Here is a 14,659-nt window from a genome sequence, read left to right on the forward strand (position 1 = left end):
TGCAGTATTGGATAAAAACATAGCTATCTCCCGCCGATAATTTTCATATCAGATCGGGAACAGGTGAAAAGATTCAAAAAAATCCCCAGACAACTGACCTGGGGATTTGTGTAGAAGAGACAGCCTGCGGCGCCCTTTTTTATGCGTTGGAATAACGTGCCTTCTCCGGCAGCCAGCGTTCGATCAGCGCCTGGGCGTGCTCCGGATAGTGCTGATGGAGATGGCGAGCAACGCGCTGCACTTCGGGGATCATCGCCTGATCGCGCAGCAGGTCCGCCACCTTGAATTCGGCGCTGCCGGTTTGGCGGGTGCCCAGCAGCTCGCCCGGGCCGCGGATCTCCAGATCGCGCTGCGCGATGACGAAGCCATCGTTGCTGTCGCGCAGCACCTGCAGGCGCGTTTGCGCAGTTTTGCTCAGCGGCGTTTTGTACAGCAGCACGCAGTGTGAGGCCACGGCGCCGCGCCCTACGCGGCCGCGCAGCTGGTGCAGCTGCGCCAGGCCCAGCCGCTCCGGGTTTTCGATGATCATCAGGCTGGCGTTCGGCACATCGACGCCGACTTCGATCACCGTAGTGGCGACCAACAGCTGCAGCTCGCCTTGTTTAAACGCCTGCATCACCGCCTGCTTTTCCTGCGCTTTCATGCGGCCGTGCACCAGCGCCACCTTCAGCTCCGGCAGCGCGGTTTTCAATTCTTCCCAAGTGGCTTCCGCCGCCTGCGCTTCCAGCAGTTCGGACTCTTCGATCAGCGTACACACCCAGTAAGCCTGCCGCCCCTCTTCCAGACAGGCGCTCTTCACCCGTTGAATGATGTCGGCGCGGCGGGTATCGGGGATGGCGACGGTGGTCACCGGCGTGCGGCCCGGCGGCAGCTCGTCGATCACCGAGGTATCGAGATCGGCATAGGCGGTCATGGCCAGCGTGCGTGGGATCGGCGTGGCGGTCATGATCAGCTGATGGGCGTGGAAGCCTTGCTCTTCGCCTTTCTCCCACAGCGCCAGCCGCTGGTGCACCCCGAAGCGGTGCTGTTCATCGATGATCACCAGCGCCAGGCCGTTGAACTGCACCTGCTCCTGGAAGATGGCGTGGGTGCCGACCACCATCGACACTTGGCCGCTGGCGATGGCTTCCTGCTGCGCGATGCGCGCCTTGCCTTTCTGTTTGCCGGCCAGCCAGCCGACCTCCAGCCCCAGCGGCTCGAACCACTGGCGGAAATTGTTGGCGTGCTGCTCGGCCAGCAGCTCGGTCGGCGCCATCAGCGCCACCTGCTTGCCGTGCGCGATAGCGCGCAGCGCCGCCAGCGCCGCCACCAGCGTTTTGCCGGAGCCGACGTCGCCCTGCACCAGCCGCATCATCGGGAAGTCTTTTTGCATATCGGCTTCGATGTCGGCCACCACGCGCGTTTGCGCGCCGGTCGGCGAGAACGGCAGCTGGGCGAGAAAACGGTTTTTCAGCCGATCGTCCGGCAGCAGCGGCTGCGCCTGATAACTCTGGGCACCGGCGCGCACCGCCAGCATGCTGAGATTATGCGCCAGCAGCTCTTCGAGGATCAGGCGTTTTTGCGCCGGGTGTTTGCCCAGCTCCAGATCCGCCAGCTGGATGTCCGGCGGCGGGCGATGCAGGGTGTGCAGCGCCTGCGGCAGGCTCATCAGGCCGCCGCTCAGCTCCGGCGGCAGCAGTTCGGCGATGGCGCAGGTATCCAGCAGCTCCAGCGCCTGATCGGTCAGCTTGCGCAGCGTGGCTTGCCGCACCCCTTCGGTGGTGGGGTAGACCGGCGTCAGCGACGCCTGCAGCTCGACTTCGCTGGCTTCGCCCTGAATGCGGTATTCCGGATGGATGATCTCCGCGCCGTGGTTGCCGCGTTTGATCTCGCCGTAGGCGGTCACGCGGCGGCCGGTGGCCAGGCTGTTCTTCATCGCGGCGTTGAAGTTGAAGAACCGCATGGTGAGAATGCCGGTACCGTCGCTGATCTGGCAGGTCAGCATGCGGCGGCGGCCGAAGCTGATGTCGCTGCGCAGCACTTCCCCTTCAACCGTGGCGTAGATGCCCGGCAGCAGATCGTTGATCGGGTAGAGGCGGGTGCGGTCTTCGTAGCGCAGCGGCAGGTGCAGCAGCAGATCCTGAATGGTCTCGAGGCCAAGCTTGGCCAGTTTGCCTGCCTGGCTGGCGCCAACCCCGGAAAGCGTGGTGAGTGGGACAGCATCCAGCAGGCGGCCTTTCATTTGCGCACCGTCGCCTGCATGGCCGCCCACCATTCGGCGCTGGCGACCACCTGGCCCTGCTCGTCAATCTGCGGGCGTGGCAGCCCTTTGCGCTTGGCCACGTTGGCCAGCACCGGGTAGCCGCCTTCGAACAGCAGACGCTGCTGCTCTTCTTCATCCAACATGCTGTTGTCGCGGCGATACAGGCCGGCGTTTTGCCGCTGGCGCTGTGCTTCATACAGGATCAGTGCCGAGGCCACGGAGACGTTGAGCGATTGCACCATGCCGATCATCGGAATGACGATGTCCCGATCGGCCAGCGCTAGCGCTTCTTCGGTGATGCCGGTTTTTTCCTGGCCGAGCAGCACGCAGGTGGGCCGGGTGTAGTCCACCTCGCGGAAATCGACCGCGCGGGCAGACAGATGGGTGGCCAGAATTTGCATGCCCTGCGCTTTCAGGTGACCGACCGCGTCGCCGATGGAACGATGGGTTTTGACGCTGACCCAGCTGTTGCTGCCGGCGGCGGAGGAAACCAGGGTGCGCATGCGGGTGGTGGGCCACACGGCGTGGACCTGATGCACGCCGACGGCGTCGGCGGTGCGGATAATGGCGGAGACGTTATGCGGTTTGTGCACTTGCTCCAGGCAGACCGTCAAATCCGGCTGCCGGGTCGCGAGCATTTCACAAATCCGCGCATAGCGTTCAGGACTCATAAGCGCTAGTTTCGGTTGCGGTTAACTTTGATCACATCCGGCATGATACGGATTTTACGCATAATGTTTGCCAAATGGATACGATCGCGGGTGGTCAAGCGGATAAAGGCGCTATAAACCCGACCGTCTTTCTCTTCGGTGTTCAGGCTCTGAATATTGGACTCGGCTGCGTTGATCGCCGCCGTCAGGTTGGCCAGCGCGCCCTGGTGGTTGAACATGTCCACCTTGATCTCGGCGATGAACTCCTGCTCGGTCTCTTTATCCCACTCGACCGCCATGAACTTCTCAGGCTCTTTCTGATAGCCGCGAATATTGCGGCAGGATTCATGGTGGATCACCAGCCCTTTGCCCGGGCTGACGTGAGCGATAATCGGGTCGCCCGGAATCGGACGGCAGCACTTGGCGAAGGTGATCAACACCCCGTCGGCGCCTTTGATGGCCAGGTTACGCACGCCGGAGGAAGCGCCCAGGCTGGACTGATCGCCCTGCAGGTTCTTCGCCACCACCACGCTCATGGCGTTGCCGAGGCCGATTTCCGCCAGCAGATCGTCCAGCGTCGCCAGCTTCATGCGGTCCAGCTCGTGCTGAATGTTTTCCTGCGGGATTTCGGCCAGCTTGCGGCTACCGCCCAGCGCATGATTGAGCAGACGGCGGCCGAGGCCGACGGAATCGTCGCGCTTGAGGTTCTTCAACATCTGGCGAATTTTGGCGCGCGCTTTCGAGCTGACCACGAAGTTCAGCCAGGCGGCGTTGGGCCGCGCGCCCGGTGCGGTGATGATCTCGACGGTCTGGCCGCTGGTCAGCGACTGCGACAGCGGATATGGCTGACGATCGACGCGCGCGCCGACGCAGGCATGGCCGATATCGGTATGCACCGCATAGGCGAAGTCGACCGGCGTGGCGCCGGCGGGCAGCTCGACGATGCGGCCTTCCGGGGTGAAAACGTAAATCTCATCCGGGAACAGATCGGATTTGACGCTCTCGATAAATTCAAACGAACTGCCGGCGCTTTGCTGCAGCTCCAGCAGGCTTTGCATCCAGCGCTGGGCGCGGATCTGCGCCGTGGTGCCGGTTTCGCCCTGTTCTCTTTCCTTGTAAGCCCAGTGCGCGGCCACCCCCATCTCAGCCATCTGATCCATGTCTTCGGTGCGGATCTGCACTTCGACCGGCACGCCGTGCGGGCCGATCAGCGAGGTATGCAGCGATTGATAGCCGTTGGCCTTGGGAATGGCGATGTAATCTTTCACTCGCCCCGGGCGCGGTTTGTACAGGCTGTGCACCTGACCGAGCACGCGGTAGCAGGTATCGACCTCTTTCACGATCACCCGGAACGCGTAGATATCCATGATGGAATGGAAACGCTGTTCTTTGAGGTGCATCTTGAGGTAGATGGAGTAGAGGTGTTTTTCCCGCCCGCTGACGCGGCAGGCGATGCCGGCTTCGGTCAGCCGCCCTTCGATCTCGGAGAGGATTTTTTGAATCATCTCTTTGCGGTTGCCGCGCGCGGCTTTCACCACTTCCTTGATCACGCGATAACGGTTCGGGTACAGCGCCTCGAAACCCAGCTCTTCCAGCTCGGTCTTCAGGTGATGAATACCCAGACGGTGGGCGAGCGGGCTGTAGATTTCCAGCGTTTCACGCGCGATGCGCCGGCGTTTGTCGGGGCGCAGCGAACCGAGGGTGCGCATGTTGTGCGTACGGTCGGCCAGCTTGATCAGCACGACGCGGATATCCTGCACCATCGCCATGATCATCTTGCGGAAGTTTTCCGCCTGCGCTTCTTTCTTGTCCTGGAACTTCAGCTTGTCGAGCTTGGAGACGCCCTCAACCAGTTCGGCGACGCTCTTGCCGAACAGCTGTTCCATATCTTGATAGGTGGCCGGGGTGTCTTCGATGACGTCGTGCAGCAATGCCGCCATCAGCGTCTCGTGATCGAGACGCATTTCCGCCAGGATGCAGGCCACGGCGACCGGGTGAGTAATGTAAGGCTCACCGCTGGAGCGTGTCTGGCCCTCGTGCGCGTCGCGCGCGACGAGGTATGCCTGTTTGAGGCGCTTAATCTGCTCCTCGGGCAGGTAACGTTGAATCAGCAGATTCAGGCTTTCAAACAGGTACAAGGCGGACTCGCAGTCTAATTAACGACGACCTTCAGCAATCGCGGTAACCGCTTGAATCTCTGCGGCTTCCTGCTCTTGCTGTTCCTGGCGCTCACGCACGTCGAGGATCTGGCTGGTGATCAGGCCTTCTTCGATTTCGCGCAGGGCGATAACGGTGTACTTGTCGTTCTCTTCCGGAACCAGTGCATCTTTGCCGCCGGTCTGGATCTGACGCGCCCGACGAGCAGCGACCAACACCAGGTCAAAACGGTTACCAATTTTCTCTACAGCGTCTTGAACAGTTACGCGTGCCATATTTGTGCTACTCCACAGGTGACGAAAAGACTGGGCATGATACTGAAACTGCCTTCAGTCTGCCAATAGTTTGCTGATTAAAGCGTCATGCCGCAGCAACTGGCGGCCCAAACGCAGGCGTTCGGCGCGAATGATGGTCTTCAGATCGGACAGCGCCAGATCGAAATCATCGTTCACGATCAGGTAATCGTACTCCGCGTAATGCGTCATTTCCGCCACGGCCTGAGCCATGCGCTTGGCGATCACCTCTTCGGAATCCTGCCCGCGCCCGCGCAGGCGGCGGCCCAGTTCTTCCTTCGACGGCGGCAGAATGAAGATGCTGCGCGCCTGCGGCATTTTGGCGCGGATTTGCTGCGCGCCCTGCCAGTCGATATCCAGAAACACGTCTACGCCGGTCGCCAACACTTGTTCGATGGCGGCGCGCGAGGTGCCGTAATAGTTGCCGAACACTTCGGCGTGCTCAAGAAATGCGTCCTGCTCGATCATCCGGCGGAATTCGTCTTTCGAGACGAAGAAATAGTGCTCGCCGTGATTTTCACCCGGGCGGCTGTCGCGCGTGGTGTGCGAAACCGAAACCTGCGTGTCGTACAGCGGTTGCGTCTTTAACAAAGCCTGAATCAGACTTGATTTACCTGCGCCACTGGGAGCAGAGACAATATAAAGCGTGCCTTGAGCCATGATGATGTTCGTTGATAACGGTTGATATGCCAATAACAGCGGATGTGTACTTTCTCCGCACAGTATACACGGCTAACGCGCCGGGTGTAGCGTTAGCTCGCATTTTGCCCGCCGCTTTGCGCGGAAAAAGCGGCGAATGAGCGAATTTGCGCGTCAAAGGGCCACATTTCTGCAGTTTTGGCCGCGGCGGCGGCGCGTTGCCGCCCCGAGATCAGTGATCCGGATGCTGGTAGTTGAACACCGGCAGGCCGAGGCGGAAGCGCAGGGCGATCAGGCGCGCGCTCAGGCCGGCGACCAGCGTGAGGATCACCACCAGATTGTGCGGCAGGCTGAGGTGCTGCAGGCCGATATACAGCCAGGCGGCGCTGAAGGCGATGCCGGCATAGATCTCTTTCTGGAAAACCAGCGGGATACGGTTGCAGAACATGTCGCGCAGCACCCCGCCGAAGACGCCGGTGATCACCGCGGCGATGGCGGCGATAATCGCGCTGTGCCCCATATCCAGCGCCACCTGCGCGCCGATGATGGAGAAGACGATCAGGCCGACGGCGTCGAGCACCAGGAACAGGCGGCGCAGATGGCGCATCAGGGGGGCCACCCAGGTGGTGACGATCGCCGCTATCGCGACGATGACGATGTATTCCGGGTGTTTGACCCAGCCCAATGGAAAATGCCCGAGCAGCATATCGCGCACCGACCCGCCGCCGATCGCCGTGACCGAAGCGATGATGATCACGCCGAACATGTCCATTTGGCGGCGGCCGGCCGCCAGCGCGCCGGTCATGGCTTCGGCGGTGATGCCGATGATATAAAGGATGCTCAGTAACATAAGGGATTCACAGCGTACTTGCGTCAGAATGATGGCCGGCAGGGTAATCGCCGCCGATGGCGCGCGCCACTGAGTTTTTTTTACCGATGGCGTTTCGGATTAATTTATCTAATCCAAACTCCATTTTTATTGCCGATAACCAGCCTTTTTTAACCTCTGGCTGTTAATGAAAGCATTAGAAATTTCGCGCTGGTTTCCATCGCTGACTATGCTTTTTGCAGCTAATCCTTCAACCGAGAAACCGAGACTGCAGATGAAAAACTCCCCGAAACTGGCCGTGGTGGCCGCCCTGCTGCTGAGCGGCTGTGTGGCGCCAGGCCACCAGGCAACGTCACCCGCCCCGGTTTGCCACACCGGCGATCCGATGATGCAGACAACGCTCTACTTCGGCCTGAATCGCCCGGCGGGGCCGGCGATCACCGCCGCCGAGTGGCAAACCTTCGTCGACAGCCAGGTGACGCCGCGTTTTAAAGATGGGCTGACGGTCTTTGATGCCAAAGGGCAGTGGCTGGGCCACGACGGCAAACTGGCGCGCGAGAACAGCAAGGCGCTGCTGTTGATCCATGCGCCGGGCAAAGAGAGCGAGGTGAATATCGAGGCGCTGCGCAGCGGCTATAAGCAGCAGTTTGCGCAGGATTCGGTGATGCGGGTGGATGCGCCGGTGTGCGTGGCGTTTTAAAGCGAACTCCCGGCCATGCGGCCGGGAGTGGGGATTACAGCACCAGGCCGGCGATGGCGGCCGACAGCAGGCTTACCAGCGTCGAGCCATAAACCAGCTTCAGGCCAAAACGGGAAACCACGTTGCCTTGCTGCTCGTTCAACCCCTTGATGGCACCGGCGACGATGCCGATGGAGGCGAAGTTGGCGAACGACACCAGGAACACCGACAGAATGCCCAGCCCGCGCGGCGACAGCTCCGCCGCGATCTTCTTCAGCTCGATCATCGCTACGAATTCGTTGGCCACCAGCTTGGTCGCCATAATGCTGCCCGCTTTCAGGGCCTCTTCCGCCGGGATGCCGATCAGCCAGGCCAACGGATAGAACACATAGCCGAGGATCTGCTGGAAGCTGATGCCGAGCACCGCCGAGAACAGCGCGTTGACGGCGGAGATCAGCGCGATAAAGCCGATCAGCATCGCCGCGATGATCATCGCAATCTTGAAGCCGGCCAGAATGTACTCACCCAACATTTCGAAGAAGCTCTGGTCTTCATGCAGTTTGTTCAGCTTCAGCTCCGGCTCGTCTTCGACCTGATACGGGTTGATGATCGACAGGATGATGAAGGTGCTGAACATGTTGAGGATCAATGCCGCCACCACGTACTGCGCGTCGATCATCGACATGTAGGCGCCGACGATGGAGAGCGATACCGTCGACATGGCGGTCGCGGCCATGGTGTACATGCGGCGCGGCGAGATATCGCCGATGATGCCCTTGTAGGCGATGAAGTTCTCCGACTGCCCCAGCACCAGCGTGCTGACGGCGTTGAACGACTCCAGCTTGCCCATGCCGTTGACCTTGGACAGCAGGGTGCCGACCAGGCGGATGATCAGCGGCAGGATGCGGAAATGCTGCAAAATGCCGATCAGGGCGGAAATAAAGATGATAGGGCACAAAACGCCGAGGAAGATGAACGCCAGGCCATCCTTGCTCATGCCGCCGAACACGAACTCCGATCCTTGGGCGGCGTAAGCGAGCAGAGTGTCGAAGAAGCCGGCGACGTGTTTGATCACGCTGAGCCCGCTGGCGGAGTGCAGGAAGAAATAGGCCAGCGCGCCCTCGATCACCAGCAGCTGGATGATATAGCGCAGGCGGATTTTCTTGCGATTATTGCTGACCAGCAGCGCCAGGGCGATGATCACCACCAGAGCCATAATAAATTGCAGAATTTGTGGCATAAACGGTCCGTACGGTTCACGGGCAGAAAAAAAACACATTTAGCCACAGCATCGCCCCCCTTTCATTACCTTGCGTGATAATTAGAACAAAATACTTATGGGGTGTGGGATATCTTGCCGATTGTCATCCGCACGCGCTGTCCGGCAGTTTTTCATAAGCTTCCCGCTGAGTCGGTTCCCCAGAGGCCTGCCGGCTCGCAACCTGATGCAATCGCCGTCACTCGCGTGCAAACGCCAGGAATCTGGCTCGCAATTGGCGCTTTTTCATGGCGTAAAGCGTGGTTTTCTCGAGGGAGGCAGAGAAAAATGCCTGAACAAGGCGCCACGACCGGCGCATGTTCTCGGACAAGGAGGCGAACGATGAATACCGGCACGTTGCTCAGGGCGCTGGCCAACGGCGTGAATCCCGACACCGGCGAGCTGTTGAGACCGGCTTCGGCGGCCTGTGCACCAGAGGCTATCCGTCTCTTGTTGGCGTTGGCCAACGAGTTCGACGGTGAAGCCGAACTGCAGAAAAAAGCCCGGCTGACGCCGGAGGAGAAGCGGCAGAAGAATCTGGCCAAGGGGCGGCCGGCCAATGCCTACTTTCCTTGGCCGGAAGAGGAAAAGCGGCAGCTGCGCGAGAGCCATGCGGCAGGGGCGACGCTGGAAGCGCTGAGCGATGAGTTTGAGCGCTCAACCTGGAGCATTGCGGTGCAGTTGCAAAAAATGGGTCTGATCGGCGAAGAGCAGGCGGCCGCTTATCGCTGATCTGCCACCATAAAAAAGCCCGCTTGGCGCGGGCTTGATAGCGTGCGGAGTGTGATCACTCGATGTTCTGGATCTGCTCGCGCATCTGCTCGATCAGCACTTTCAGCTCGATGGCGGAAGCGGTGACGTCGGCATTGATCGACTTGGAGGCCAGGGTGTTCGATTCGCGGTTGAACTCCTGCATCATGAAGTCGAGGCGGCGGCCGACGGCTTCTTTCTTCTTCAGGATGTTGTGCGTCTCTTTCACGTGCGCTTCCAGACGGTCCAACTCTTCGGCGACGTCGATGCGCTGCGCCATCAGCACCAGCTCCTGCTCCAGGCGGGTGTTTTCCAGCTGTACCTGTGCCTCTTCCAGCTTGCTGACCAGGCGTTCGCGCTGCCATTGCAGGATGTTCGGCATCTGGGCGCGCACTTTGACCACTTCAGCGCTGACGCCGTCGAGGCGCTGTTCGATCAGCGTTTTCAGCGCGGCGCCTTCGCTTTCGCGTGCGACGATAAAGTCATCCAGCGCGCCGTCCAGCGCCTGCATCAGCTCGGCGCTGATGGCGTCCAGATCCTGCTCCTGCGCGGACATCACGCCCGGCCAGCGCAGCACGTCGATCGGGTTGATTTCCCCTTCGTCGCTCTGCATTTTCACCCAGTTGGCGGCTTCGACCAGCTGTTTGGCCAGCTTTTCGTTCAGGATCAGCGAGCTTTGCGCGCTTGGATCCAGTTCGAAACGCAGGTTGCATTCGACTTTGCCGCGGGTCAGGCGGCCACGGATACGTTCACGGATCACCGGCTCCAGGCTGCGGAATTGTTCCGGCAGGCGGATGTAGGTTTCTAAGTAGCGCTGGTTAACGGAACGCAGCTCCCAGGCTGCGCTGCCCCATTCACCCTTGATTTCACGCCGGGCGTAGGCGGTCATGCTGCGGATCATTGATGCGTACCCGTAAAAGGAAAAGATGGGGCGATTATAGCGTCGCGGCTGCGGGCAGGATAGGCATTACGTCACGAAGCCCGTATAATGCGCAGCCAATAGTTGATTTGAAGCCGGAGAGAGCCCATGCGTCCTGCAGGCAGAGCACCACAGCAAGTTCGCCCCCTGACACTGACCCGTCACTATACCAAACACGCTGAAGGTTCAGTGCTGGTTGAGTTTGGCGATACCAAAGTCTTGTGCACCGCCACGGTAGAAGAGGGTGTTCCGCGCTTCCTGAAAGGCCAGGGGCAAGGTTGGGTCACCGCCGAGTACGGTATGCTGCCGCGCTCCACCCACAGCCGCAATGCCCGTGAAGCCGCCAAAGGCAAGCAGGGTGGCCGCACGCTGGAGATCCAGCGCCTGATCGCGCGCTCGCTGCGCGCCGCGGTGGATCTGAAAAAGCTCGGTGAATTCACCATCACCCTCGACTGCGACGTACTGCAGGCCGATGGCGGTACCCGCACCGCCTCCATCTCCGGCGCCTGCGTGGCGCTGGCCGATGCGCTGAACACGCTGGTGGCCAACGGCAAGCTGAAAGCCAACCCGATGAAGGGCATGGTGGCGGCGGTTTCCGTCGGCATCGTCAATGGCGAAGCGCTGTGCGATCTGGAGTATGTGGAGGATTCCGCGGCGGAAACCGACATGAACGTAGTGATGATGGAAGATGGCCGCATGATTGAAGTGCAGGGTACCGCCGAAGGCGAGCCGTTCAGCCACGATGAGCTGTTGGCGCTATTGGCGCTGGCCCGAGGGGGCATCGAAACCATCTTCCAGGCGCAGAAAGCGGCGCTGGCGGACTGATTTTTTAAGGCGACTGAGAAGTCGCCTTTTTTATGCCCGGCGATCGGGCGGCAGTAATGACAAGACCCAAGCAGATTCAGACGAGGAGAAGCAGTAATGAAAGCCTATCAGCGCCAGTTTATCGAGTTCGCGCTTAACAAGCAGGTATTGAAGTTCGGCGAGTTCACCCTGAAGTCCGGCCGCACCAGCCCGTATTTCTTCAATGCCGGCCTGTTTAATACCGGGCGCGATCTTGCGCTGTTGGGGCGCTTCTACGCCGAAGCCCTGATGGACTCCGGCATCGATTTCGACCTGCTGTTTGGCCCGGCCTATAAAGGCATCCCTATCGCCACCACCACGGCGGTGGCGCTGGCGGAACACCATGAGCGCGACGTGCCTTACTGCTTTAACCGTAAGGAAGCCAAGACCCACGGCGAAGGCGGTTCGCTGGTGGGCAGCCCGCTGCAGGGCCGCGTGATGCTGGTGGATGATGTGATTACCGCCGGCACTGCGATCCGCGAGTCGATGGAAATCATCGGCGCCAGCGGCGCTTCGCTGGCAGGCGTGCTGATCTCTCTCGATCGCCAGGAGCGCGGCCGCGCGGATATCTCCGCCATTCAGGAAGTGGAGCGCGACTATCACTGCAAGGTGATCTCGATTGTGACGCTGAAGGACCTGATTGCCTATCTGGAAGAGAAGCCGGAAATGGCGGACCACCTGGCGGCTGTGCGCGCTTACCGCGAGCAGTACGGGGTGTAAGTAAAAACGCCGGGCATGCCCGGCGTTATCTTTATTGCAGCTGGGCCGCCAACAGCGGCCAGCGGGCGTCGAATTCCTGCGTTGGACGATAGCGGAATTCCGAACGCACATAGCGCGACAACATGCCTTCGCAGAAGGCCAGCAGCTGGCTCGCCAGCAGCGTTTCATCGACGATAAAGCCTTTGCCTTCGCGCAATTTGCGCTCTTTCAACACCTGGCGCAGCTGCGCCTCGATGCGTTCGAACAACTGGTTGATGCGGCCCTGCAGGCGATCCTGTTCAAACATCAGCGCGTGGCCGGTCATGATGCGCGTCAGCCCCGGGTTGCGTTCCGCAAAGCCCAGAATCAGCAGTAAAATCAGGCGCAGACGATTAAACGTCTCTTTCTCGTCCTGCAAGATCAGGTTGATGCGGGTGATCAGGCTGTCTTCGATAAACTCGATCAGGCTGTCGAACATCCGTGTCTTGCTGGGGAAATGCCGGTACAGCGCAGCTTCAGAAACACCCACGTTCGCGGCGAGCTTGGCGGTGGTGATGCGTTGGCTGCCGTCGCTGGACTCCAGCATCTGGGCTAACGCCTGCAATATTTCCTCGCGCCGATTCCTTTTCGTCTTTTCTTTTTCTGCCATGTCTGATTAGACCCTTGCTAAAACTTAACTGACGGAAACCCGCGCACCGGCCGCTGCAGAGCAGGCTCTGTGCGGCTTATGTGATAGCTTTTTTACGATGCTGGGGTCAGCGGCCTTAACGGCCATTTTCCGCGCTGCCTGGTGTGCGCTGTAATTGTCGCGGTAAAACCTTGCCGCAGAGACATCCTTCTCCCCGGAAAGGCAAGGTTCAGGCGACGTTTCCCTGCCGGCCATCGTGCATTGGGTGGCGCTTAGTGGCGCCCCGAGTGGCCGAAGCCGCCTTCGCCGCGTTCGCTGCTGTCGAACTCTTCCACCAGGTTGAATTCGGCCTGTACCACCGGCACGAAGACCATCTGTGCGATGCGCTCACCCGGCTCGATGGTGAATGACTTCTGGCCGCGGTTCCACACGGATACCATCAGCTGGCCCTGATAATCGGAGTCGATCAGGCCGACCAGGTTGCCCAGCACGACGCCGTGCTTGTGGCCCAGGCCGGAGCGCGGCAGGATCACCGCCGCCAGGTCTGCGTCGGCGATGTGGATCGCCAGACCGGTAGGCAGCAGCGTGGTTTCACCCGGCGCCAGCTCCACCGCGCTGTCCAGGCAGGCGCGCAGATCGAGGCCGGCGGAGCCCGGCGTGGCGTAGGTCGGTAGCGGGAAATCCTGACCGATGCGCGGGTCGAGGATCTTAACGTCGATTTTTTTCATCATAACGGCTGACTATCTCGTCTATTAAACGTTGGCCAAGGAGTGCCTTGTCGCTCAGCGCCAGGCGTTTCTCTCCATCCTGCCAAAAAAGGTGCAGGGCATTGGTGTCGCTGTTGAACCCGTGCTCTGCAAGCGATACATCGTTAGCGCAAATCAAATCCAGCTTCTTACGCGCCAGTTTTTGCCGCGCGTATTCTTCCACATTCTGGGTTTCGGCGGCAAACCCCACGACAAACGGTCGATTTTGGGTCATCGCCGCCACGCCGGCGACGATGTCGGGGTTTTTTACCATCTTGAGGACGATTTCATCACCCTGTTTTTTTATTTTTTCATCGGCGATCTGCTCGGGACGGTAGTCGGCCACGGCGGCGCAGGAGATGAAAATCTGCTGCTGAGCGGCGCGCTGCTGCACCGCCTGCTCCATCTCCAGCGCACTGGTGACGTCCACCCGGGTGACCGATGGCGGCGTCGGCAGGCTGACCGGCCCGGCGATCAGCGTTACCTGCGCGCCGCGGGCGGCGGCGGCGCGGGCAATGGCGAAACCCATTTTGCCGGAGCTGTGATTGCTGATGAAACGTACCGGATCCAGCGCTTCACGCGTCGGGCCGGCGGTGATCATAACCTGCAAATGTTGCAGATCCTGCGGGGCGGAGAAATACGCGTTCGCCAGGTCGACGATTGCCAGCGGATCCAGCATGCGGCCCGGGCCGACGTCGCCGCAGGCCTGGCTGCCGCTGTCCGGCCCCCAGAGCAGCATGCCTCGCGCCTGCAGCGTTTGCAGGTTGGCCTGCGTGGCGGCGGCGCGATACATCTGTTGGTTCATGGCGGGGGCAGCGGCGATGGGGGCATCGGTTGCCAGGCAGACGGTGGTCAGCAGATCGTTGGCCATGCCGGCGGCGACGCGCGCCAGCAGATCGGCGGTCGCGGGCGCCAGAATCACCAGATCTGCCCATTTGCCGAGTTCTATGTGGCCCATGGCGGCTTCGGCGGCGGGATCCAACAGATCGTCGGACACCGGGTAGCCGGAAACGGCCTGCAGCGTCAGTGGCGTAATGAACGCCTTGGCGGCGTGGGTCATCACCACGCGCACTTCTGCGCCCCTGTCGCGCAGGCGGCGCACCAGCTCTGGGCATTTGTAGGCGGCGATGCCGCCGCTGATGCCAAGCACAATATGTTTGCCGGAAAGTCCCGTCATCATCATTGTCCGATTGAAAGCCGAAAGATGCGCCATTTTAGCATATCCGCCGTTCAGGTGAGCGATTCCGCAATGGCTGCAGGGCGTTACATTGTGCTTTGCGAAACACTTCGCAATGTTATCAAACACCTGTCGAACGCGCCGGGCAGC

The 14,659-nt window shown here is 60.6% G+C and carries 15 protein-coding genes; 4 read left to right on the top strand and 11 right to left on the bottom strand.

All coding sequences use genetic code 11. The features are described 5' to 3' along the window. Positions 1-139: 139 nt before the first annotated feature. The 6 genes from recG to M6G53_RS19860 all read right to left on the bottom strand — a co-directional run bounded on the left by recG (position 140) and on the right by M6G53_RS19860 (position 6,831). Complete coding sequence (recG, locus tag M6G53_RS19835) at positions 140-2,221, bottom strand: ATP-dependent DNA helicase RecG (protein WP_253333991.1); 2,082 nt, start codon at positions 2,219-2,221, stop codon at positions 140-142. Next, entirely contained in the window at positions 2,218-2,913 is a 696-nt protein-coding gene (trmH, locus tag M6G53_RS19840) for a tRNA (guanosine(18)-2'-O)-methyltransferase TrmH (RefSeq protein ID WP_253333993.1), read from the bottom strand. Before trmH ends, recG begins: the two co-directional genes overlap by 4 nt. A gap of 5 nt (positions 2,914-2,918) precedes the next feature. Beyond that, complete coding sequence (gene spoT, locus M6G53_RS19845) at positions 2,919-5,030, bottom strand: bifunctional GTP diphosphokinase/guanosine-3',5'-bis pyrophosphate 3'-pyrophosphohydrolase (RefSeq protein WP_019452189.1); 2,112 nt, start codon at positions 5,028-5,030, stop codon at positions 2,919-2,921. 18 nt (positions 5,031-5,048) lie between these two features. Then, positions 5,049-5,324: a DNA-directed RNA polymerase subunit omega gene (gene rpoZ, locus M6G53_RS19850; protein WP_004931221.1), complete on the bottom strand. Its 276-nt coding sequence runs from the start codon at positions 5,322-5,324 to the stop codon at positions 5,049-5,051. A 54-nt stretch (positions 5,325-5,378) separates the two neighbouring features. After that, positions 5,379-6,002, bottom strand: a complete 624-nt coding sequence (gene gmk, locus M6G53_RS19855) for a guanylate kinase (RefSeq protein ID WP_004931218.1) — start codon at positions 6,000-6,002, stop codon at positions 5,379-5,381. Positions 6,003-6,213: 211 nt separating this feature from the next. Next, positions 6,214-6,831 carry a trimeric intracellular cation channel family protein gene (locus tag M6G53_RS19860; protein ID WP_253333995.1) on the bottom strand — a complete coding sequence of 206 codons (618 nt, stop codon included), beginning with the start codon at positions 6,829-6,831 and terminating at the stop codon, positions 6,214-6,216. A gap of 253 nt (positions 6,832-7,084) precedes the next feature. Between M6G53_RS19860 and M6G53_RS19865 the strand changes: the two genes are divergently transcribed. Further along, complete coding sequence (locus tag M6G53_RS19865; protein ID WP_253333997.1) at positions 7,085-7,510, top strand: DUF3574 domain-containing protein; 426 nt, start codon at positions 7,085-7,087, stop codon at positions 7,508-7,510. Between the two features lie 34 nt (positions 7,511-7,544). On the opposite strand, the gene M6G53_RS19870 is transcribed toward M6G53_RS19865, so the two are convergent. Further along, on the bottom strand, positions 7,545-8,729 hold the full coding sequence (locus M6G53_RS19870; RefSeq protein ID WP_004931212.1) for a NupC/NupG family nucleoside CNT transporter: 1,185 nt from the start codon (positions 8,727-8,729) through the stop codon (positions 7,545-7,547). Positions 8,730-9,089: 360 nt separating this feature from the next. On the opposite strand from M6G53_RS19870, the gene M6G53_RS19875 reads away from it, so the two are divergent. Then, the gene (locus M6G53_RS19875; protein WP_253333999.1) at positions 9,090-9,479 is read left to right on the top strand and encodes a hypothetical protein; all 390 of its coding nucleotides are present in this window, start codon (positions 9,090-9,092) and stop codon (positions 9,477-9,479) included. Between the two features lie 55 nt (positions 9,480-9,534). On the opposite strand, the gene M6G53_RS19880 is transcribed toward M6G53_RS19875, so the two are convergent. Then, positions 9,535-10,398 (bottom strand): YicC/YloC family endoribonuclease, encoded by an 864-nt coding sequence (locus tag M6G53_RS19880; protein WP_015379441.1) that lies wholly within the window; start codon positions 10,396-10,398, stop codon positions 9,535-9,537. Between the two features lie 126 nt (positions 10,399-10,524). Between M6G53_RS19880 and rph the strand changes: the two genes are divergently transcribed. Together rph and pyrE are read left to right on the top strand one after the other, a co-directional pair. Then, positions 10,525-11,241 carry a ribonuclease PH gene (rph, locus tag M6G53_RS19885; protein ID WP_253334002.1) on the top strand — a complete coding sequence of 239 codons (717 nt, stop codon included), beginning with the start codon at positions 10,525-10,527 and terminating at the stop codon, positions 11,239-11,241. A gap of 96 nt (positions 11,242-11,337) precedes the next feature. After that, positions 11,338-11,979 carry an orotate phosphoribosyltransferase gene (gene pyrE / locus M6G53_RS19890; protein ID WP_004931204.1) on the top strand — a complete coding sequence of 214 codons (642 nt, stop codon included), beginning with the start codon at positions 11,338-11,340 and terminating at the stop codon, positions 11,977-11,979. Between the two features lie 31 nt (positions 11,980-12,010). Here the strand turns inward: pyrE and slmA are convergent, their stop codons facing one another. The 3 genes from slmA to coaBC form a co-directional block, all read right to left on the bottom strand. After that, on the bottom strand, positions 12,011-12,607 hold the full coding sequence (gene slmA / locus M6G53_RS19895; RefSeq protein WP_004931203.1) for a nucleoid occlusion factor SlmA: 597 nt from the start codon (positions 12,605-12,607) through the stop codon (positions 12,011-12,013). A 251-nt stretch (positions 12,608-12,858) separates the two neighbouring features. After that, entirely contained in the window at positions 12,859-13,317 is a 459-nt protein-coding gene (dut, locus tag M6G53_RS19900) for a dUTP diphosphatase (protein ID WP_253334004.1), read from the bottom strand. After that, a complete protein-coding gene (gene coaBC, locus M6G53_RS19905; RefSeq protein WP_253334061.1) occupies positions 13,295-14,512 on the bottom strand; it encodes a bifunctional phosphopantothenoylcysteine decarboxylase/phosphopantothenate--cysteine ligase CoaBC in 1,218 nt (405 codons plus the stop codon). Before coaBC ends, dut begins: the two co-directional genes overlap by 23 nt. Between the last annotated feature and the right edge of the window lie 147 nt (positions 14,513-14,659).

Source organism: Serratia nevei (genome assembly GCF_024160145.1).
GTDB classification, from domain to species: Bacteria; Pseudomonadota; Gammaproteobacteria; order Enterobacterales; family Enterobacteriaceae; genus Serratia; species Serratia nevei_A.